This is a genomic window from Gibbsiella dentisursi, assembly GCF_039539505.1.
GTDB classification, from domain to species: Bacteria; Pseudomonadota; Gammaproteobacteria; order Enterobacterales; family Enterobacteriaceae; genus Gibbsiella; species Gibbsiella quercinecans.
In genome coordinates, this window is the sequence record NZ_BAABDG010000007.1 from 554,364 (window position 1) to 577,221 (window position 22,858).

The following is a 22,858-nucleotide window of genomic DNA, read 5'->3' on the forward strand; positions in this document are numbered from 1 at the left end:
CCGCGCCCCTGGATGAGGGCCAAATCAGCGTTAAGGAATACCATGTTAGCCCCAACACATAACGTCAAAAAAGTGGCGGAACACCGCCAGCGAATCCTTTCCATCCTATTAAACAACGATGAGTTGGTTGACGGCATTCTTGGCCGGGCCAGTGATGAGCACACATTAAGCAAAAGCGAACTGCTCAATCAGACGGCGGAGATTACCTCGCTGCTGGAAGACATGCACGCCGCCGATCTGGCCGACCTGCTGGAAGCATTGCCGCTGGATGAGCGCCTGGCGCTGTGGCGTCTGGTGGGCGTCAACAAACGCGGCCACACGCTGATGGAAGTGGCCGAGCCGGTATGGGACAGCCTGATCGAAGAAATGAGCGATAAAGACCTGCTCAAGGCGATCAAAACCCTCGACGTCGACGAACAGGCCTATCTGGCGCAATACCTGCCCCGCAACCTGATGGGCCGCTTGCTCACCTCACTGGAGCCGGATCGGCGCGCCCAGGTGCGTGAGATGATGCACTATGGCAAAGAAACCGTCGGTTGGATGATGGATTTCGAGCTGGTTACCGTGCGGCCGGACGTCACGCTGGGCGCGGTGCATCGCTTCCTGCGCCTGCGTAAAACCATCCCCGAGGCCACCGATAAGCTGTTCGTCACCGATCGCAAAAACGGTCTGAAGGGCGAGCTGCCGTTGACGACGGTGCTGCTGCATGAGCCGAATATTCTGGTCAAAGACGTGATGGACAGCGATCCCACCACTTTCCAGCCGGAGGATAAGGCTGAAGACGCGGCCAGCGCGTTCGAACGCTATGACTTGATCAGCGCGCCGGTGGTGGATGCCAAAGGTAAACTGATGGGGCGCCTGACCATCGAAGAAATTATCGACTCGGTGAACGAAGAAAGCGACTCCAACCTGCGCCGCCTGGGGGGCTTAAGCCCAGAGGAAGATGTGTTCGCACCGGTCAGTAAAGCGGTAAAAACCCGCTGGACCTGGCTGGCCATCAACCTGTGCACCGCATTTATCGCCTCACGCGTTATCGGCCTGTTTGAACACACCATTTCGCAGTTGGTGGCGCTGGCGACGTTGATGCCCATCGTCGCCGGCATCGGCGGCAACACCGGCAACCAAACCATCACCATGATCGTGCGTGCGCTGGCCCTGCACCGGATTGAAAGCGGCAATATTTCACACCTGATGTTCAGAGAGTTGGGCGTGGCGCTGATCAACGGCATCGTCTGGGGCGGCATTATGGGGGTCGTCACCTATCTGCTGTATGACGACTGGGCCATGGGCGGCGTGATGACGCTGGCGATGATCCTCAACCTGCTGGTGGCCGCGCTGATGGGGGTGGTGATCCCGATGACCATGGTCAAACTGGGGCGCGATCCGGCCGTCGGCTCCAGCGTGATGATCACCGCGCTGACCGACACCGGCGGCTTCTTTATTTTCCTCGGGCTGGCGACGATTTTTCTGCTTTGACGGCCGGTGGCGGCGCGGCCTCGGCCACCCAGGCCGCGTTATGCCACAGATGCAGCGTGGCGTAGGAACGCCACGGCTGCCAGCGTTCGGCATAGCGCGCAATTTGCCGCGGCGTCATACCGGGAAAGCGCTGCTTAATCAGGTAATCCCCGCCCAGGAAAACGTCTGGCCATGACCAGGCGCGCATCGCGATATAGCTCGCGGTCCAATCGCCAATCCCCGGCAACGCGGTCAGGTTGCGAATGCCCTGGGCGATATCCAGCACATTGTCCAGTTGTAGCCGCCCATCAACCACCGCATTCGCCATGCCAATCAGCGCGGCGGCGCGTTTCAACGGTATCCCCAACGGGCGCAGATCTTCCGGCTGCAACTGCGCCACACGCTGCGCGCCGGGGAATATATGGCTCACGCCCTGATACGGTTGCGCCAGTGCGCCGCCGCAATGCGCCGCTACCCGCCCGGCCAGCACCGCCGCCATCCGCACGCTGACCAATTGCCCCAGCACGGCGCGCACCGCCTGTTCAAAACTGTTGACGCAGCCCGGCAGGCGCAGCCCCGCCGCCCCCGCCGCCAGATCCCCCAGCCCGGCGGCAATGCGATCGGGAGAAGCATCCAGATCAAACAGCCGGCGTACCGCGCATAATACCTCCGTGGTCACCCGGCTTAGCGCCGGCGCTATCTCAACGCGCACCTGGTTGCGCGCCGGCTCGGGCTGCACGCTGATCCAGCCGGCGTATTCCTCGCCTTTTTGTCTTATGGCGATGGAGCGCAGGTAGCGCTCTCCCTGCACCACCTCAACGCCGTCCACCGCACGCGCAGCCAGGAAGGCCAGCATACGCGGCCAATCGTAAGGGGGGCGGTAACCCAGGCGAAACACCAGCCCACGCTCCGCCGCTCCCTGGCGCGCCGGACGATCGCGCAACGCAGAAGGGATCAGCCGGTAACGGGCTTTGAACAGTTCGTTAAAACGGCGCAGGCTGCCAAAACCGGCGGCATAGGCCACCTCGCTCAACGGCAGATCGGTATCCATCAGCAGGCGCTTGGCCTGCAACAGGCGGTGAGACTGGGCATAGTCCACCGGCGACGCGCCGAACTGATCGGCGAAGATACGCCGCAGGTGGCGGCCGGAAACTCCCAGCCGCGCCGCCAATTGCTCGCAACTGTGCTCGGAAAGGTAGCCCTGTTCAATCAGTTGCACCGCCACCTGCGCATAACGGTTGCCCAGATCGATCGGCGCCAGGCCCGGCGCCAACTCGGGCCGGCATTTCAGGCAGGGGCGAAAGCCGGCAAGCTCGGCCGCCGCCGCGCTGGGATAAAAGCTGCAGTTTTCCTGCTTAGGCGTGCGGGCGCTGCATACCGGCCGGCAATAGATGCCGGTTGAAGAAACGCCGACGAAAAACCGCCCGTCGAACTTGCGATCGCGCGCGCATAACGCCGCATATAACCCGTGCTGAGGAGAATTCATGGCAACCCACTGGCCTGTTTTTTCTCATTATAGATCGCTGGCGGCCGGCGGCTCGCGAGATTCGGACCCGTAGCTGCAAGCGGCAAAATTTAACGCCGCACGTTGCCCAGCCTCGCCGTCTCGGGTAAAGTCGCCCCCCTTCATTGGCATGGGGAACAACGGAAAAGATTATGTTTATCGGATTTGACTACGGAACGGCCAACTGTTCCGTCGCCGTGATGCAAGGGGATAGCCCCGAATTACTGGCATTGGAAAACAACGGGCCCTATCTGCCTTCAATGCTGTGCGCACCCACGCGTGAAGCCGTCAGTGAGTGCCTGCACCGCCACTGGCAAGTGCCGACCGGCAGCGATGAAAACCAAATGCTGCTGCGCCGCGCCATCAACTACAACCGCGAAGAAGATATCCCGGTCAACGGCGACAGCGTACTGTTCGGCCTGCAGGCGCTGGCGCATTACATGGAAGACCCGGAAGAGGTCTATTTTGTCCGCTCACCGAAATCTTTTCTCGGCGCCAATGGCCTGAAGCCACAGCAAATCGCCCTGTTTGAAGATCTGGTGTGCGCCATGATGTTCCACATCAAACGCCAGGCGGAAAGCGTGCTACAGCACAGCATCAGCCAGGCAGTGATCGGCCGGCCGATCAACTTCCAGGGCATGGGCGGTGAAGACGCCAACCAACAGGCGCAGGGCATTTTGCAGCGCGCTGCCGAGCGCGCCGGTTTCAAGGAGATTGCCTTCCAGTTTGAGCCGGTGGCCGCCGGGCTGGATTTTGAAGCCACCCTGAACGAAGAGAAAACGGTGTTGGTCGTGGATATCGGCGGCGGCACCACCGACTGTTCATTGCTGCTGATGGGCCCGCAGTGGCGCGGCCGGGCCGACCGCCAGCAAAGCCTGCTGGGGCACAGCGGCTGCCGCATTGGCGGTAACGATCTGGACATTATGCTGGCGTTCAGGCAACTAATGCCGCTGTTTGGCCTGGGCAGCGAGACGGAGAAAGGCATCGCCCTGCCGGCGCTGCCCTACTGGAACGCCGTGGCGACCAACGACGTTCCGGCGCAAAATGATTTCTATAGCACCGCCAACGGCCGCCTGCTGCGCGATCTGATCCGCGACGCTGCCGAACCGGAAAAAGTGCAGCGTCTGCTGAAGGTTTACCAGCAGCGGCTAAGCTACCGGCTGGTGCGCGCCGCGGAAGAGAGCAAAATCGCGCTCTCGGCTGAAGCGCAAACCCAGGTGCCGCTGGCGTTCGTACAGCAGGCGCTAAGCGAAACCGTCACCCAGGCGCAGTTGGCGGAAGCGATCTCGCAACCGTTGCAGCGTATTCAGGAACAGGTAACGGCGGCATTGGCCGGCGGCCAGGCCACGCCGCAGGTGATCTACCTGACCGGCGGCAGCGCCCGCTCCCCGCTGCTGCGCGCCGCGCTGCAACAGCAACTGCCGGGCATTCCTCTGATTGGCGGCAACGACTTTGGCTCGGTTACCGCCGGGCTGGCCCGCTGGGCGCAGACGCTGTTCCGCTAAGTTGTTCCACTAGGGCGCAGGCCGCTGCGCCCTGGCAAAATGCCCCTCATCGGCATGACTTGATCCGCCAACAAAACCTGACATGGTTTCCATATTTCCTTCATCTTTATGCAGTGATAGCCCGCTAGACTAGCGTTCCACGCCCTCACCCCGGCCCTCTCCCAGAGGGAGAGGGGGCGTAAATGTAATCCCGAGCGAAGGAAACGCCACCGCTGCACCGAACGGTTCCCTCTCCCGCTGGGAGACGAAACGCAAACACAGCGCCGGGCGATCCCCTCTCCCTCTGGGAGACGAAATGCAAACGCAACGCCGGGCGGTTCCCTCTCCCGCTGGGAGACGAAATGCAAACACAGCGCCGGGCGGTTCCCTCTCCCGCTGGGAGACGAAACGCAAACGCAGCGCCGGGCGATCCCCTCTCCCGCTGGGAGACGAAACGCAAACGCAGCGCCGGGTGATCCCCTCTCCCGCTGGGAGACGAAATGCAAACGCAACGCCGGGCGATCCCCTCTCCCTCTGGGAGAGGGTTAGGGTGAGGGAAAAAGGAAAAAAAGTAATAACCAGGCAACAAAAAAAACCACTAGCCACAATACAATAAGTGATCATTCAAGTATCACTGTTGTTGATGCCTCATTTGATTAGCGTGCGCGATATTGCGTGCATGCCCGCCTTTGGAGAGATTTTCGTCGTCATGAATGCAACCCCCAAACGTCATTCACTGATATTGCGCCTGCTGGCCGTGGCGATCGTGGCGATTGCCGCCGTTCTGCTGTGGCGCCACTTCAGCACGCCGCAACCCATCGCTGGCGCCAGCGGCACGCGCCACGCGGCCGGCAATGCGGGTTCAACCGGTCGGCACCGCGGTGCGCCTATGGCGCCGGTACAGGCCGCCAGCGCGATCCTGCAGACCGTGCCGCGCTATCTTTCCGGGCTGGGCACCGCCACCGCCGCCAACACGGTGACCGTCACCAGCCGCGTTGACGGCCAGTTGATGGCGCTCCACTTCACCGAAGGGCAGCAGGTCAAGGCCGGCGATCTGCTGGCGGAAATCGATCCGCGGCCGTTTGAAGTGCAACTGACCCAGGCGCAGGGCCAGTTGGCGAAAGATCAGGCCACTCTGGCCAATGCCAAACAGGATCTGGCGCGTTACCAGCAACTGGCCAAGACCAATCTGGTCTCCCGCCAGGAACTGGATGCCCAGCTTTCGCTGGTGCGCCAGAGCGAAGGCACCATCAAGGCCGATCAGGGCGCAGTGGACAGCGCCAGGCTGCAACTGACCTACAGCCGCATTACCGCCCCGATTGACGGCCGCGTCGGCCTCAAACAGGTTGACGTCGGCAACTACATCACCAGCGGCGCCGCCACCGGCATCGTGGTGATCACCCAGACCCACCCGATCGATGTGGTGTTCACTCTGCCGGAGAGCAACATTGGCGAACTGATCCAGGCACAAAAAAGCGGGCCGGTGAGCGTGGAAGCCTGGGATCGCACCAACCAGCAAAAGCTGGCGAACGGCACATTGCTTAGCCTGGATAACCAGATCGATACCACCACCGGCACCATCAAAATGAAAGCCCGCTTCGCCAACGATGACGATGTGCTGTTCCCCAACCAGTTCGTCAACGCCCGCCTGAAGGTCGACACCCTGCACGACGCAGTGGTTATTCCGGTCGCCGCACTGCAAATGGCTAACGACGGGCGCTTTGTCTGGATACTGAACGATGAAAACAAGGTCAGTAGGCGCAGCGTCACCGCCGGTATGCAAAGCAACCAGCAGGTGGTGATCAGCGCCGGGCTGAGCGCGGGCGATCGCGTGGTGACCGACGGCGTTGATCGCCTAAGCGAAGGTCTTCAGGTTGAAGTGCTGGCGCCGCAGGAGAAAACCGCAGCAGAGGCCGCACACCGGCAACCCGCCGCGAGGAAGTCCTGATGCAACCGCAGCCCCCAAACGCCAGCGGCGGCCCTTCCCGCCTGTTTATCCTGCGCCCGGTCGCCACCACGCTGCTGATGGTGGCGATCCTGCTGGCCGGGATTATGGGCTACCGCGCCCTGCCGGTGTCGGCGCTGCCGGAAGTGGATTACCCCACCATTCAGGTGGTGACGCTCTATCCCGGCGCCAGCCCCGATGTGGTTACGTCGGCCATTACCGCGCCGCTGGAGCGCCAGTTCGGCCAAATGTCCGGCCTGAAGCAAATGGCGTCGCAAAGTTCCGGCGGGGCTTCGGTGGTCACCCTGCAATTCCAACTGTCGCTGCCGCTGGATGTCGCTGAACAGGAGGTGCAGGCGGCGATCAACTCCGCCACCAACCTGCTGCCTTCCGATCTGCCCTACCCGCCGGTGTACAGCAAGGTCAACCCGGCCGATCCGCCGATCATGACGCTGGCGGTCACCACCAGCGCCATGCCGATGACCCAGGTGGAAGACATGGTGGAAACCCGCGTGGCGCAGAAAATCTCGCAGGTGGGCGGCGTGGGGCTGGTGACGCTGTCCGGCGGCCAACGCCCGGCGGTGCGCGTGAAACTCAATGCACAGGCGCTGGCGGCCTATGGCCTGGACAGCGAGACAGTGCGCGCCGCCATCAGCAACGCCAACGTCAACGCCGCCAAAGGCAGCCTTGACGGCCCCACCCGCGCCGTCACGCTGGCGGCCAACGATCAAATGAAATCGGCCGAAGACTACCGTACGCTGATCGTCGCCTACCAGAATGGCGCGCCGGTTCGCCTCCGGGACGTCGCCACCATCGAACAGGGGGCCGAGAACACCTACCTTGCCGCCTGGGCCAACAAGCAGCAGGCGATCGTGATTAATATCCAGCGCCAGCCGGGCGCCAACGTCATCACCACCACCGACAGCATCCGCGCCATGTTGCCGGCGCTGGTGAAAAGCCTGCCCAAATCGGTGGATATGCAGATCCTGACCGACCGCACCACCACTATCCGCGCCTCCGTCAGCGATGTGCAGTTTGAGCTGGTGCTGGCCATCGCGTTGGTGGTGATGGTGATGTATGTGTTCCTGCGTAACGTGCCGGCCACTCTCATCCCCAGCGTGGCGGTGCCGCTGTCGCTGGTCGGCACCTTCGCCGCCATGTATTTCCTGGGCTTCTCCATCAACAACCTGACGCTGATGGCGCTGACCATCGCCGCCGGCTTTGTGGTGGATGACGCCATCGTGGTGATTGAAAATATCTCGCGCTATATCGAAAAGGGAGAAAAACCGCTCACCGCGGCGCTCAAGGGCGCCGGTGAAATCGGCTTTACCATTATTTCGCTGACCATCTCGCTGGTGGCGGTGCTGATCCCGCTGCTGTTTATGGGCGACATCGTCGGCCGGCTGTTCCGCGAATTCGCCGTCACGCTGGCAGTGGCGATTTTGATCTCCGCCGTAGTGTCGCTGACGCTAACGCCCATGATGTACGCACGCATGCTTAGCTATGAATCGCTGCGCAAGCAGAACCGTTTTTCACGCGCCAGCGAACGCTTTTTTGAGCGAGTGATCGCCCACTACGGCATCTGGCTGAAAAAGGTGTTGAACCACCCGTGGCTGACGCTCAGCGTGGCGTTCGGCACCCTGGCACTCACGGTAGTGCTTTACCTGCTGATCCCCAAAGGCTTCTTCCCGGTGCAGGACAACGGCATTATCCAGGGCACGCTGGAAGCGCCGCAAAGCGTGTCGTTCAGCAATATGGCCGCGCGCCAGCAGCAAGTGGCGGCGGTGATTTTGCAAGACCCGGCGGTGGAAAGCCTGACGTCATTCGTCGGCGTTGACGGCAGCAACGCCACGCTCAACAGCGGCCGGCTGCAAATCAACCTGAAGCCGCTAAGCGAACGCAGTGAGCGCTCGCCGGCGATTATCGCCCGCCTGCAGCAGGCGGCGGCGCAGTTCCCCGGCGTGCGGCTGTTCCTGCAGCCCGCGCAGGATCTGACCATCGATACCCAGGTCAGCCGCACCCAGTACCAGTTCACGCTGCAGGCGATATCGCTGGAAGCGTTGGATCTGTGGGTGCCACAACTGCTGGATGAGTTACGCAAGGCGCCGCAGTTGGCCGACGTCACCAGCGACTGGCAGGCCGAAGGGCCAGTGGCGTTTATTAACGTCGATCGCGATCAGGCCGCTCGCCTTGGCATAACCATGAGCGATGTAGACAACGCGCTGTATAACGCTTTTGGCCAGCGTTTGATTTCCACCATCTACACCCAGGCCAACCAATACCGCGTAGTGCTCGAGCACGATGTGCAGCATACGCCGGGGCTGGCGGCGCTCGATGAAATCCGCCTGACCAGCAGCAACGGCACCATCGTGCCGCTCAACACTATCGCCAAAGTGGAAGAGCGCTTCGGCCCGCTGTCCATCAACCACCTGGATCAGTTCCCTTCGGCCACCATCTCGTTCAACGTGGCAAGCGGCTACGCGCTGGGGGAAGCGATCGATGCGGTGACCCTGGCGGAGAAAAACCTGGCGATGCCGGACGACATCACCACCCGCTTCCAGGGCGCATCGCTGGCGTTCCAGGCCGCGTTGGGCAGCACGCTGTGGCTGATTCTGGCGGCGGTGGTGGCGATGTACATCGTGCTCGGCGTGCTGTATGAAAGCTTTATTCACCCGGTGACCATTCTTTCCACCCTGCCGACCGCCGGCGTGGGCGCGTTGCTGGCGCTGATGGTGGCCGGCAGCGAGCTGGACGTCATTGCCATTATCGGGCTGATTTTGCTGATCGGCATCGTCAAGAAAAACGCTATCATGATGATCGACTTTGCGCTGGCCGCCGAGCGTGAACAGGGCCTGTCGCCGTACGACGCCATTTATCAGGCCTGCCTGCTGCGTTTCCGGCCGATTTTAATGACCACCATGGCGGCGCTGTTGGGCGCGCTGCCGCTGATGCTCAGCCAGGGCGTAGGCGCGGAGCTGCGCCGCCCGCTCGGCATCTGTATGGTCGGCGGGCTGGCCGTGAGCCAGGTGCTGACGCTGTTCACCACGCCGGTGATCTACCTGCTGTTTGACAAACTGGCGCGCAACACGCACCGCCAGCCGGATCCGCAGGAGCTGCCGTGAGATTCTTCGCGCTGTTCATCAACCGGCCGGTCGCCACCACCCTGCTGACGCTGGCAATCACCATCGCCGGCATCGTCGGCTTCAAGATGCTGCCGGTTTCTCCGCTGCCGCAGGTGGATTACCCGGTGATCTCGATCAGCGCCTCACTGCCCGGCGCTTCACCCGAGACCATGGCGTCATCGGTCGCCATGCCGCTGGAACGAGCGCTGGGCCGTATCGCCGGCGTTAATGAGATGACATCCATGAGCTCGCTTGGCAGCACGCGGGTGATTTTACAGTTCGATCTCGATCGCAATATCAACGGCGCGGCGCGTGACGTGCAAGCGGCGATCAACGCCGCGCAAAGCCTGTTGCCCTCCGGTATGCCCAACCGGCCAAGCTACCGCAAAGTCAATCCTTCCGACGCGCCGATCATGATCCTGACATTGACCTCGGATACCTATAGCCAGGGCCAGCTTTACGATTTCGCCTCAACGCATCTGGCGCAGAAAATCGCCCAGATGGAAGGCGTGGGCGACGTCTCGGTCGGCGGCAGCTCACTGCCGGCCGTGCGCGTGGAGCTGAACCCTAGCGCCCTGTTCAACCAGGGCGTCTCCCTTGACGCCGTGCGCGAGGCGATCGGCAATGCCAACGTGCGCCGCCCGCAAGGCGCGGTGCAAGGCCCGGATCGGCGCTGGCAGCTCCAGACCAACGACGAGCTGAAAACTGCCGCCGACTACCAGCCGCTGATTATCCGTTACCAACAGGGCGGCGCCGTGCGGCTGAGCGACGTGGCCAACGTGAAGGACGCCGTACAGGACGTGCGCAACGCCGGGATGGCCGATGCCAAACCCGCCATTCTGTTAATGGTCAGCCGTGCGCCGGAAGCCAACATCATCGAAACCGTGGATCGGATCCGCGCGGAACTGCCGGCGCTGCGCGCCAATATCCCGGCGGCCATTACGTTGAATATCGCCCAGGAGCGCTCCACCACCATCCGCGCCTCGCTGGCGGAGGTGGAACGATCGCTGTATATCGCCGTTGGGCTGGTGATCCTGGTGGTGTTCATTTTCCTGCGCTCGGGGCGCGCAACGCTGATCCCGGCGGTTGCGGTGCCGGTATCGCTGATCGGGGCCTTTGCCGCCATGTATTTGTGCGGCTTCAGCCTGAATAACCTGTCGCTGATGGCGCTCACCATCGCCACCGGCTTTGTGGTGGACGACGCCATCGTGGTGCTGGAAAACATCTCGCGCCATATCGAAGCCGGGATGAAGCCGATGCATGCCGCACTGAAGGGCGTGGGGGAAGTGGGCTTTACCGTGCTGTCCATGAGCGTGTCGCTGGTGGCGGTGTTTATCCCGCTGCTGTTTATGGGCGGCCTGCCGGGGCGGCTGTTCCGCGAATTTGCCGTTACCCTGTCGGCATCGGTCGGTATTTCACTGCTGATCTCGTTGACTCTCACGCCGATGATGTGCGCCTATCTGCTGCGCCGCCAGCCGCCGCGCGCGCAGCGGCGCGCACGCGGTTTCGGGCGGGCGCTAAACGCCGTGCAGCAAGGCTACGCCCGTTCGCTCAACTGGGTGCTGGATCACTCCAGTTGGGTGCTGGCGCTGTTTATTGCCACGCTGGCGCTCAACGTCTGGCTGTACGTCAGCATCCCGAAAACCCTGTTCCCGGAGCAGGATACCGGCCGCCTGAACGGGTTTATCCAGGCGGACCAGAGCATTTCCTTCCAGGCGATGCGCGGCAAGCTGGAAGCCTTTATGAAGATTGTGCGTGAAGATCCGGCGGTGGACAGCGTGACCGGTTTTACCGGCGGTTCACGCACCAACAGCGGCTCGATGTTTATCTCGCTCAAGCCGCTGACAGAACGCCATGACAGCGCGCAGCACGTGATCGCCCGGCTGCGCGCCAAGCTGGCGCAGGAGCCGGGCGCCAGCCTGTTCCTGATGCCGGTGCAGGATATCCGCGTCGGCGGCCGGCAGTCCAACGCCAGCTACCAGTACACGCTGCTGGCGGACGATCTCAGCGCGCTGCGCGAATGGGAGCCGAAGGTGCGCGCCGCGCTGGCCGCGCTGCCCGAACTGGCGGATGTGAACTCCGATCAGCAGGATAAAGGTTCAGAGATGGATTTAATTTACGATCGCGAGACCATGGCGCGGTTGGGGATCTCGGTCACCGACGCCAATAATCTGCTGAACAACGCCTTCGGCCAGCGCCAGGTGTCGACCATTTACCAGCCGCTCAACCAGTACAAAGTGGTGATGGAAGTGGCACCGCCTTACACCCAGGACATCAGCGCGCTGGATAAGATGTTCGTGATCAACAACGAAGGCAAAGCCATCCCGCTCTCCTACTTCGCCCAGTGGCGGCCGGCCAACGCGCCGTTGTCGGTCAACCACCAGGGGCTGTCGGCGGCATCGACCATTTCGTTCAACCTGCCGGAAGGCGGCAACCTGTCGGACGCCACCGCCGCCGTGGAGCGCGCCATGACCGCCCTCGGCGTGCCGGCCACCGTGCGCGGCACCTTTGCCGGCACCGCGCAGGTGTTCCAGGAAACGCTGCAGTCGCAAGTGTTTTTGATTGCGGCGGCGATCGCCACGGTGTATATCGTGCTCGGCATGCTGTATGAAAGCTATATTCATCCGCTGACCATTCTTTCGACTCTGCCTTCGGCCGGGATGGGCGCACTGCTGGCGCTGATGTGGTTCAACGCGCCGTTCAGCATGATCGCGCTGATCGGCATTATGTTGCTGATCGGCATTGTGAAAAAGAACGCCATCATGATGGTGGATTTTGCCCTTGATGCGCAGCGCAACGGCGGCCTGGCCGCCCGAGAGGCGATTTTTCAGGCCAGTCTGCTGCGTTTCCGGCCGATTATCATGACCACGCTGGCCGCGCTGTTCGGCGCGCTGCCGTTGGCGCTGGCCAGCGGTGACGGCGCCGAGCTGCGCCAGCCGCTCGGCATCACCATCGCCGGCGGGCTGGTGATGAGCCAATTATTGACGCTGTATACCACGCCGGTCGTGTATTTGTATTTTGACCGTTTGCAGATGGCATTTCGTCATGGTAAGAAACTCGCTCCGCTGAGCAAATAACCGAAGAATAGGCTGAATGTGAATCAACACCCCCTATCAGTGCAGTGGCAACTTTGGATCGTGGCTTTTGGCTTCTTTATGCAAACGCTGGATACCACTATTGTCAATACTGCCCTGCCGTCCATGGCCGCCAGCCTGGGGGAAAGCCCGCTGCATATGCAGTCGGTGATCGTTTCCTACGTGTTGACAGTAGCCGTGATGCTGCCCGCCAGCGGTTGGCTGGCCGACCGTGTCGGCGTGAAAAAGGTGTTTTTCAGCGCCATTGTACTGTTCACGCTGGGTTCGATTCTGTGCGCCCGCTCGCTCACGCTGAGCGAACTGGTGGCTTCGCGCATCGTTCAAGGGGTAGGCGGCGCGATGATGGTGCCGGTCGGCAGGCTGACAGTGATGAAAATCGTGCCGCGCAGTGAATATATGGCGGCCATGACCTTCGTCACCCTGCCGGGGCAGATCGGCCCGTTGGTCGGCCCGGCGCTCGGCGGTTTTCTGGTGCAATACGCCAGTTGGCACTGGATCTTCCTGATCAATATCCCTGTGGGCATCGCCGGTGCGCTCGCCACCCTATTGCTGATGCCGAACTACACCATGCAGGCGCGGCGCTTCGATATCGCAGGCTTCCTGATGCTGGCGACCGGTATGGCAGCGATGACGCTGGCGCTCGACGGCCACAAAGGCATGGGGCTATCCCCGTCGGCCATCGCCGCGCTGTTGGTGCTGGGCTGCTGCGCGCTGGCCGGCTACTGGTGGCATGCGCATGGCAACAGCCGGGCATTGTTTTCCCTGCGGCTGTTCCGCACCGACAGCTACCGCGTCGGCCTGATCTGCAGCCTGCTGACGCGCATCGGCAGCGGCATGCTGCCGTTTATGACCCCGTTGTTCCTGCAGGTGGGCGTGGGGTTTTCGCCGTTTCACGCCGGGTTGATGATGATCCCGATGATTCTTGGCAATATGGGCATGAAACGCATTGTGGTGCGGGTGGTCAACCGTTTTGGCTATCGCCATGTACTGGTGGCGACCACGCTGCTACTGGCGCTGATCAGCCTGAGCCTGCCGCTGGTGGCGCTGCTCGGCTGGCTGTATCTGCTGCCGCTGGTGCTGTTTTTCCAGGGCATGGTCAATGCCTTGCGCTTCTCGGCACTGAATACGCTAACGCTGAAAGATCTGCCCGACCGCTTGGCCAGCAGCGGCAACAGCCTGCTGTCGATGGTAATGCAACTGTCGATGAGCCTGGGCGTCAGTACCGCCGGTATTCTGATCGGCAGCTTTGCCCAACACTCGCTGGCAACTGATGGTTCCGCCCTGCACACCACCTTTATCTATACCTACGGCTGCATGGCGCTGATCATCGCACTGCCGGTGCTGGCCCTGTTGCACGTGCCGGCCGACAGCGCGCCAAACCGTTTACTGACCAAGACCCGTAAAGGTTCATAGAGGCTGCAATGAGAATAGGCATTACCGGGAAACTGTTTATGGCGATCTTCGCCACCTGCATGCTGGTATTGATCACCATGCACTGGGGCGTGCGCATCAGCTTCGAACGTGGCTTTATCGACTATATCAAACACACCAACGAACAACGCATCCAGATGCTGAGCGATGCGCTGGAAGATCAATACAACCAACACGGCAACTGGACCTTCCTGCGCAATAACGATCAGGCGGTTTTCCAGATCATGCGTTCATTTGATCAAAACGGTGACAACCGCCATAACATGCCGCCCAAAGGCTGGCGCTCCCAGTTCTGGGTTGTCGACAGCAACTTCAAACGGCTGGTCGGCCATGCCGGCCCGGTTTCGCCAGAAGGCAACCGCTACCCGATCCACTACCAGGGGGCGGTCGTCGGTTGGGTGATCGCTACGCCGCCGGAACGCCTGACGCGCAATGCCGACATCAATTTCGATCGTCAGCAACGCACCACCAGTTGGCTGATCGTCGCGCTGTCCACCCTGCTGGCCGCCGCCGTCACCTGGCTGATGTCACGTGGCCTGCTGGCCCCGGTCAAGCGCCTGGTGGCCGGCACACATCAGTTAGCCGCCGGGAATTTTTCCACCCGCGTGGCGGTCAGCAGCCAGGATGAGCTGGGGCGGCTGGCGCAGGATTTTAACCAGTTGGCCACTTCGCTGGAAAAAAACGAGCAGATGCGGCGAGCCTTTATGGCCGATGTTTCCCATGAGCTGCGCACCCCGCTGGCAGTGCTGCGCGGTGAGCTGGAAGCATTGCAGGACGGTGTGCGCCAGGCCACGCCGGCCTCGCTCGCCTCGCTACAGGCGGAGGTTTCCACCCTGACCAAGCTGGTCGACGATTTGCACCAGTTGTCGCTGTCCGACGTCGGCGCCCTGGCCTATCGCAAATCACAGGTCGATTGCGTGCACTTGCTGCAGGTGGCCGTCGCGGCCTTCCGCGAACGTTTCCACGCCAAAGGGCTGAGCATCACCACCCGCCTGCCGGAACAGGCGCCGCTGTTCGGCGATCCGGACCGCCTTAACCAGCTGTTTAATAACCTGCTGGAGAACAGCCTGCGCTATACCGATGCCGGCGGTAACCTGGAGATTGGTCTGGAGCAAACGCCGGGGCAGATGGTGATTTATCTGCAGGACAGCGCGCCGGGCATCAGCGATGAACTGCTGGTACGTATTTTCGAGCGTTTTTACCGTGCCGAAGGCTCACGCAACCGCGCCAGCGGCGGCTCTGGCCTGGGGCTGGCCATTTGCCAGAACATTGTTGAAGCGCACGGTGGTAGAATCCATGCGCAGCACTCGCCTTTGGGCGGCGTACGCATTACGGTAGAGTTCCCTTCGGGCATGAACAACAAGGCAGCATAATGGAAAACCAAATTCAGCCGTTACAGATCATGATCGTGGAAGATGAGCCCAAACTGGGCCAGTTGCTGGTGGATTACCTGCAAGCGGCGAACTACGCCACCCAGTGGCTGACCAACGGCAGCGAGGTGGTGCCTGCCGTGCAACGCCAGCAGCCGTCGTTGATCCTGCTGGATCTGATGTTGCCCGGCACCGACGGCCTGAGCATTTGCCGCGAGCTGCGCCGCTTTAGCGATGTGCCGATCATCATGGTCACGGCAAAGATTGAAGAGATCGATCGCCTGCTGGGGCTGGAGATTGGCGCGGACGATTATATTTGCAAACCCTACAGCCCGCGGGAAGTGGTGGCACGGGTAAAAACCATCCTGCGCCGCTGCCAACGCCCGGTGGATGTGCATGACACCGCCCAACTCTATATTGACGAACCGCGCTTTCAGGCCAGTTATCAGGGGCACCAGTTGGATTTAACCCCGGCGGAATTCCGCCTGCTGAAAACGCTGGCCAGCCAGCCCGGCAACGTGTTCTCACGCGAGCAGTTGCTCAATAACCTGTATGACGATTACCGCGTGGTGACCGACCGCACGATCGACAGCCATATCAAAAACCTGCGCCGCAAGCTGGAACTGATCGACGGCGAGAAAGCCTTTATTCGTTCCGTTTATGGCGTGGGCTACCGCTGGGAAGCAGAAGCCTGCCGGTTGCTCAACGGAGCCTAGCGTTCGTTACATTTTTGCTGGTAGGCTCCTTCAATGGCTTCAACACCGGTGCTCCACTCACCAAATGCGTTGTCTTTGGGATTAACTTATGTCAAAGCCGAAGGTTAGGTTGCCCGGTGGCGATAGATTTGTGTTTTGACCTTCCGCGCGCATCTTGGGCTGCCGACCCGTCCGGCGACGGGCCCGCCGCGAGGGGACCCGCGCAGCGGGCAGGCCATGTTAAGCGCAGGCCGGGGTGTCGGGGCCGGGCCTTCAGCCCTGACAATTGCCTGCCACTATTGCCGCAAAGAAACTCGGATTGATTAAGGGAATTCCCTTTACGCTGATGGCGGCAGAGTACTGTTTCGGCAACGTTCTTTGTTAGGTTCGGGGAGGGTTTCGGTCGCCACAACACCGCTGTTTTCTGCGGCACCATAGCCCACGCCCGAGTTAGGGGCCGAAGGCGCGGCCCCTAACGACCCACGCCTGCGCCATATCAGGCGGCCGCTACGCGGCTACCCTCACTGTGTCACTTCGCATTAACGGCCGGCTACGACAGGCGTCCCTGCCTGTCTCGCCTGAAACCGCCGTCCTGGCGGTTTCGCCTATGCTACGTTCCGCCGTTCGGCGCCTTCAATGGCTTCAACACCCGTGCTCCACTCACCTAATGCGTTGTCTTTGATTGTGTCAAAACCAGGGGTTAGGTTGCCCGGTGGCGATAGATTGGGGTGTTGACGTTTAGCCCGCATCTTGGCCTGCCGGGCAAGGCAATTCCCATTACAACGATGATTACAGATAACGGGTGCTCTAGCTGATAGAGAATTGCGGCATTAACCCCCCCCCCACACCAATGATAGCCACCGCATTCCCGAACCTGAAATCCCCCCAGACCTAAACGCAATTTCTTCACCGAGCATGTATAAAAAACACGCATTTTTTGCGCTGGAACACACAACTCACGCCAGTATCTTATTGCCCGATCGCGCTTTGGCTACACTTAAATCATCAACAACAACCCATAAAAGGAGAGGGATTATGGCAAACGGCCACTATGAGTTGAAAAAATCAGCGAACGGGCAATTTCATTTCAGACTGAAAGCCAGCAACGGCGAGATTATTCTTGCCAGCGAAATGTACGCCAGCAAGGCTTCGGCGGAAAACGGCATTTCATCCGTGCAAAACAATGCTCCGTTTGAAGAACTGTATGAGCTGAAAACCAGCACCAGCGGCAAACCGTACTTCGTGCTGAAAGCCAAAAACCACCAGGTGATTGGCACCAGCGAGCTATACAGTTCGCAAACTGCGGCGAAAAATGGCATCCAGTCCGTCATCAAAAACGGCCCAACGAGCGATGTGCGCGACTTAAGCGCATAACGGCTGCCCGCGCGGTGCTTGCATCGCGCGTTTCCCACGGCAAAAAAAAGATTCCCACGAAATAATTCCGGTTACTGGCTGATTTCTTGCCGCGCTACCGTTACAATTCCCCGCTTTCGTTGCGCCATTAGTTGGCGCGGCACTGACCTGAAATCAGACCGAGAATCACCATGTTTACACCAGAACTTCTTTCCCCGGCCGGCACGCTGAAAAATATGCGTTACGCCTTCGCCTACGGCGCCGATGCGGTATACGCCGGCCAACCGCGCTATAGCCTGCGGGTGCGCAACAACGAATTCAACCACGAGAACCTGGCACAGGGCATCAACGAAGCGCACGCGCTGGGTAAAAAATTCTACGTGGTGGTAAACATCGCCCCGCACAATGCCAAGTTGAAAACCTTCCTGCGCGATCTGAAACCGGTGATCGATATGGGCCCGGATGCGCTGATCATGTCCGATCCGGGGCTGATCATGATGGTGCGCGAAGCCTTCCCGCAAATGGCGGTTCATCTGTCGGTGCAGGCCAACGCGGTCAACTGGGCGACGGTCAAATTTTGGCAGCAGATGGGCCTGACGCGCGTGATCCTGTCGCGCGAGCTGTCGCTGGAAGAAATTGCGGAAATCCGTAGCCAGGTGCCGGAAATGGAGCTGGAAATCTTTGTGCACGGCGCCTTGTGCATGGCCTATTCCGGCCGCTGCCTGCTTTCCGGCTACATCAACAAACGCGATCCCAACCAGGGCACCTGCACCAACGCCTGCCGCTGGCAATACAAGACCGAAGAAGGCAAAGAAGACGACGTGGGCAACATCGTGCACCTGCATGAACCGATCCCGGTGCAGAGCGTTGAACCAACGCTGGGCATCGGCGCGCCGACCGACAAAGTGTTTATGCTCTCTGAAGTGCAGAAACCGGGTGAATACATGAGCGCCTTTGAAGATGAGCATGGCACCTACATCATGAACTCCAAAGACCTGCGCGCCATTCAGCACGTGGAACGCCTGACCCAGCTTGGCGTCCACTCGCTGAAAATTGAAGGCCGCACCAAGTCTTTCTACTACTGCGCCCGTACCGCCCAGGTTTATCGCCGCGCCATTGACGATGCTGCCGCCGGCAAACCCTTTGATCCCAGCCTGCTGACCACGCTGGAAGGCCTGGCGCACCGTGGCTATACCGAAGGCTTTTTGCGCCGCCACACCCACGAATCGCACCAGAACTATGAATACGGCTCGTCAATCTCCGAGCGCCAGCAGTTCGTCGGTGAATTTACCGGCGTGCGCCGTGATGGCCTGGCCGAGGTGGACGTGAAAAACAAATTTTCCGTGGGTGACAGCGTGGAGCTGATGTCGCCGGGCGGCAACGTGGTGTTTACGCTGGAAAGTATGCAGAATAAAAAAGGCGAGCAAATTGATGTGGCGCCGGGCAATGGGCACATTGTTTATTTGCCACTGCCTCAAGATATTGATCTAAATTATGCCTTGTTGATTCGTAATTTGTCCGACAGCAAAAATAGCGCGGCATAACGGCAAAAACTCACTTAATGAGGGGGCTTTTAGCAAATATTAGGATTAGATCACATCTATTGCTCATCGGCTTGGTTAATATCTCTTCGCGAAAACCAAGAACGAAAATATTTGCATAGCAATACTAGGAACCACCTCCTTGGCCAACCCAATCTCCCTTGGGTTGGCTTTTCTTTTTTCCCTGCCGTTTTCACTCCCCAATATATAATCCATGTTTATGTATTAATTTTATTTATACTCTATGTTCATACCTAAAATAATTTGAGCAACAAAACCGGCAGTTATTTTATGGATAGTGATACCGCCGCAGACAAATTAATTACCAGTTCTAATATGTTTAGGTTAGCGTTAGCCATAAGAAATAATCCGTCTGTCACGCGACCGTATGGATACTCACTGAATATTCCTATGGTTTATAACCAGCTTGTAGTTTATCGTTATTGAAACTCTATCAGTCAGGAGAAGACACATGGAGCAACACACACCAACGCTGCTTATCATTAACGGTAAAGGTGCCGGCGATGACTTGGTGCGTGCCGCTGTGAAGAAGCTGCGCAATGAAGGCGAGATCCTGCACGTTCGCGTAACCTGGGAGTACGGCGATGCCACGCGCTACGTGAATGAAGCCAGCGCAATGCAGGCCGGCACGGTTATCGCCGGCGGCGGCGACGGCACGATTAACGAAGTGGCCGCCGCCCTGGCACAGCTGCCGGCAAAAAACCGCCCGGTGCTGGGCATTCTGCCGCTAGGCACCGCCAACGATTTTGCCATGGCTTGCAATATCCCGCTGGTTGCCGAACAGGCGCTAAGCCTGGCGATCAAGGGCCGTGCCGTGCCTATCGATCTGGCCAAAGTGAACGACCAGCGTTATTTCATCAATATGGCGACCGGCGGCTTCGGCACCCGCATCACCACGGAAACCCCGGAAAAACTCAAGGCCGCGCTGGGCGGCGTTTCCTACTTTATTCATGGGCTGCTGCGGATGGATACGCTCAAGGCCGACAACTGCGAAATCCGCGGCCCGGATTTCCGCTGGGCTGGCGATGCGTTAGTGATCGGCATCGGCAACGGCAAACAGGCCGGCGGTGGCCAGCAGCTGTGCCCGGATGCCCTGATCAACGATGGCCTGCTGCAACTGCGCCTGCTGATTGCCGACGAGCTGCTGCCGGCGCTGATCGCCAGCCTGTTCAACGGCGAAGAGAACAAGAATGTGGTCAGCGCCGCCCTGCCCTGGGTGGAAATCGACGCCCCGCATGAGATGACGTTCAACCTCGACGGCGAGCCGCTAAAAGGCACCCATTTCCGCATTGAAGTGCTGCCCGGCGTGATTGAATGCCGGTTGCCGCCAAACTGTCAACTGCTGGGCTAAGCAAGCGATAGGTCACTGATCGGTGGCCTGTTGCCGCAAACCCTGTTCTTTCACGGCGGCCGACCGGCCGCCGCTACAGTTACATCCACATCGCCATTAAGACCGGGCTGCAAATGCGGCCGATTTTCTGTGATCCACTCCCGCAAAACCTTCAACTCATACTTGTATGGTAGTTAATTCAGGGCGTATTTTTTAGCCATCAACTTCTTATCAGTCAGTCAGGATGTAGATGCTATGAAAATTGTTAAGGCCGAAGTGTTTGTTACCTGCCCAGGAAGAAACTTCGTCACGCTGAAAATCACCACCGATAGCGGTATTACCGGCCTGGGCGATGCCACGCTCAATGGCCGCGAACTGCCGGTGGCTTCTTACCTGAAAGATCACCTTTGCCCGCAGCTCATCGGCCGCGATGCACATCAGATCGAAGATATCTGGCAATTCTTCTACAAAGGGGCCTACTGGCGCCGTGGGCCGGTGACCATGTCCGCCATTTCCGCCATCGATATGGCGCTGTGGGATATCAAAGCCAAGGCGGCCAACATGCCGCTGTATCAACTATTGGGTGGCGCTTCGCGCACCGGCGTTATGGTGTACTGCCACACCACCGGCCATTCCATTAGCGAAGTGCTGGAAGATTATGCGCGCCATCAGGAAATCGGCTTTAAGGCGATCCGCGTGCAGTGCGGCGTGCCCGGAATGAAAACCACCTACGGAATGGCCAAAGGTAAAGGCCTGGCCTATGAGCCGGCCACCAAGGGCAACTGGCCGGAAGAACAGCTGTGGTCAACGGAAAAATACCTGGATTTCACCCCTAAACTGTTTGACGCCGTGCGGGAAAAATTTGGCTTTAACGAACACCTGCTGCACGACATGCACCACCGCCTGACCCCGATTGAAGCGGCGCGTTTCGGCAAGAGCATTGAGCAATACCGCCTGTTCTGGATGGAAGATCCAACACCGGCGGAAAACCAGGCCTGTTTCCGCCTGATCCGCCAGCACACCGTCACCCCGATCGCCGTCGGCGAAGTCTTCAACAGCATCTGGGACTGCAAACAGCTGATTGAAGAACAACTGATTGATTACATCCGCACCACCATCACCCACGCAGGCGGTATTACCGGCATGCGCCGCATCGCCGACTTTGCCTCGCTGTATCAGGTGCGCACCGGTTCGCACGGCCCGTCGGATCTGTCGCCGGTCTGTATGGCCGCCGCCCTGCACTTCGATTTGTGGGTGCCGAACTTTGGCGTGCAGGAATACATGGGCTACTCCGAACAGATGCTGGAAGTGTTCCCGCACAACTGGACCTTTGATGACGGCTATATGCACCCCGGCGACAAACCGGGCCTGGGCATCGAGTTTGACGAGAAGCTGGCGGCGAAATATCCGTACGAGCCGGCTTACCTGCCCGTCGCTCGCCTGGAAGACGGCACCTTATGGAACTGGTAATGGGAGACACCAACATGCAAAGCGTCGTTATCGAACAACCGGGCCTGCTGACGATACAACAGCGCCCGCTGCCGCAGCCCACCGCCAACGAAGTGCGGGTGAAGATAAAATTCGCCGGCATCTGCGGTTCGGATGTGCACATCTACCACGGCCACAACCCGTTCGCTAAATACCCGCGGGTGATTGGCCACGAATTCTTCGGCGTGATTGATGCGGTGGGCAGCGATGTCGATCCCAAACGCATCGGCGAGCGCGTATCGGTCGATCCCGTGGTTAACTGCGGCCACTGCTACCCTTGCTCCGTTGGCCGCCCCAACGTCTGCACCCAACTGCAGGTGATCGGCGTGCACCGCGACGGCGGGTTCAGCCATTACGCCTGCGCCCCGGCGCGCAACGCCCACCACATCCCGGACAGCATCAGCGATCGCCACGCCGCGATGGTCGAGCCGTTTACCATTGCGGCCAATATCACCGCGCATTTGCAGCCCACAGCGCAGGACATCGCACTGATCTACGGCGCAGGCCCGATGGGCTTGACGGTGGTGCAAGCGCTGAAAGGGGTTTACGGCGTCAAACAGGTGATCGTGGTCGATCGTATCCCGGAACGCCTGGCGATGGCGCAGGAAAACGGCGCCGATCGGGTGTTCAACAATACCCATCTCGATCTGGCCACAGAGCTGCACAACCAGGGGCTCCACCCTACGCTGATCGTCGACGCCGCCTGCCACCCGGCCATCTTGCCGGAAGCCATTGCCTTGGCTTCACCGGCGGCGCGCATCGGCATCATGGGCTTCTCTTCCGATCCTTGCGTGTTGAGCCAACAGGCAATCACCAGCAAGGAAATCGCGATCCACAGCTCGCGTTTAAACAGCAACCGTTTTCCGCAGGTTATCAGTTGGATGACGGAGCACAAGATCCATCCTGAAAAACTGATTACTCATCAGTTTAATTATACGCAGGTACTTGAAGCGATGGAGATTTTCGAAAAAGACCAACGGCAATGCTGTAAGGTTTTATTGGAATTCTAGCCACCGCACGCTGT

The 22,858-nt window shown here is 59.9% G+C and carries 14 protein-coding genes; 13 read left to right on the forward strand and 1 reads right to left on the reverse strand.

The annotated features are described in order from the left end of the window. Positions 1-42 precede the first annotated feature (42 nt). A complete protein-coding gene (mgtE, locus tag ABFX35_RS16755; protein ID WP_095847743.1) occupies positions 43-1,476 on the forward strand; it encodes a magnesium transporter in 1,434 nt (477 codons plus the stop codon). On the opposite strand, the gene alkA is transcribed toward mgtE, so the two are convergent. Next, the gene (gene alkA / locus ABFX35_RS16760) at positions 1,439-2,941 is read right to left on the reverse strand and encodes a DNA-3-methyladenine glycosylase 2 (protein ID WP_346082229.1); all 1,503 of its coding nucleotides are present in this window, start codon (positions 2,939-2,941) and stop codon (positions 1,439-1,441) included. The two genes, mgtE and alkA, sit on opposite strands and share 38 nt — an antisense overlap. 170 nt (positions 2,942-3,111) lie before the next feature. On the opposite strand from alkA, the gene yegD reads away from it, so the two are divergent. The 12 genes from yegD to ABFX35_RS16820 all read left to right on the forward strand — a co-directional run bounded on the left by yegD (position 3,112) and on the right by ABFX35_RS16820 (position 22,844). Then, positions 3,112-4,464: a molecular chaperone gene (gene yegD / locus ABFX35_RS16765; protein ID WP_346082230.1), complete on the forward strand. Its 1,353-nt coding sequence runs from the start codon at positions 3,112-3,114 to the stop codon at positions 4,462-4,464. 688 nt (positions 4,465-5,152) lie between these two features. Continuing rightward, entirely contained in the window at positions 5,153-6,391 is a 1,239-nt protein-coding gene (locus ABFX35_RS16770) for an MdtA/MuxA family multidrug efflux RND transporter periplasmic adaptor subunit (RefSeq protein ID WP_346082231.1), read from the forward strand. Further along, positions 6,391-9,510, forward strand: a complete 3,120-nt coding sequence (locus tag ABFX35_RS16775) for an MdtB/MuxB family multidrug efflux RND transporter permease subunit (RefSeq protein WP_346082232.1) — start codon at positions 6,391-6,393, stop codon at positions 9,508-9,510. Before ABFX35_RS16770 ends, ABFX35_RS16775 begins: the two co-directional genes overlap by 1 nt. Continuing rightward, positions 9,507-12,587, forward strand: coding sequence for a multidrug efflux RND transporter permease subunit MdtC (gene mdtC / locus ABFX35_RS16780; RefSeq protein ID WP_346082233.1), 3,081 nt, complete (start codon positions 9,507-9,509; stop codon positions 12,585-12,587). The genes ABFX35_RS16775 and mdtC overlap by 4 nt, the downstream gene beginning before the upstream one ends. 18 nt (positions 12,588-12,605) lie before the next feature. Next, positions 12,606-14,018 carry a multidrug transporter subunit MdtD gene (gene mdtD, locus ABFX35_RS16785; RefSeq protein WP_346082234.1) on the forward strand — a complete coding sequence of 471 codons (1,413 nt, stop codon included), beginning with the start codon at positions 12,606-12,608 and terminating at the stop codon, positions 14,016-14,018. An 8-nt stretch (positions 14,019-14,026) separates the two neighbouring features. Continuing rightward, a complete protein-coding gene (gene baeS / locus ABFX35_RS16790; protein WP_346082235.1) occupies positions 14,027-15,409 on the forward strand; it encodes an envelope stress sensor histidine kinase BaeS in 1,383 nt (460 codons plus the stop codon). Next, entirely contained in the window at positions 15,409-16,122 is a 714-nt protein-coding gene (baeR, locus tag ABFX35_RS16795; protein WP_279025850.1) for an envelope stress response regulator BaeR, read from the forward strand. The genes baeS and baeR overlap by 1 nt, the downstream gene beginning before the upstream one ends. Before the next feature lie 1,014 nt (positions 16,123-17,136). Further along, a complete protein-coding gene (locus ABFX35_RS16800; RefSeq protein WP_095847735.1) occupies positions 17,137-17,475 on the forward strand; it encodes a YegP family protein in 339 nt (112 codons plus the stop codon). Between the two features lie 170 nt (positions 17,476-17,645). After that, positions 17,646-18,998, forward strand: coding sequence for a prephenate-dependent tRNA uridine(34) hydroxylase TrhP (gene trhP / locus ABFX35_RS16805; protein ID WP_346082236.1), 1,353 nt, complete (start codon positions 17,646-17,648; stop codon positions 18,996-18,998). Positions 18,999-19,467: 469 nt separating this feature from the next. Next, positions 19,468-20,367 carry a lipid kinase YegS gene (gene yegS, locus ABFX35_RS16810; RefSeq protein ID WP_346082237.1) on the forward strand — a complete coding sequence of 300 codons (900 nt, stop codon included), beginning with the start codon at positions 19,468-19,470 and terminating at the stop codon, positions 20,365-20,367. Between the two features lie 234 nt (positions 20,368-20,601). After that, a complete protein-coding gene (rspA, locus tag ABFX35_RS16815) occupies positions 20,602-21,816 on the forward strand; it encodes a starvation-sensing protein RspA (protein ID WP_346082238.1) in 1,215 nt (404 codons plus the stop codon). Between the two features lie 14 nt (positions 21,817-21,830). Beyond that, entirely contained in the window at positions 21,831-22,844 is a 1,014-nt protein-coding gene (locus ABFX35_RS16820) for a Zn-dependent oxidoreductase (protein ID WP_346082387.1), read from the forward strand. Positions 22,845-22,858: the final 14 nt, after the last annotated feature.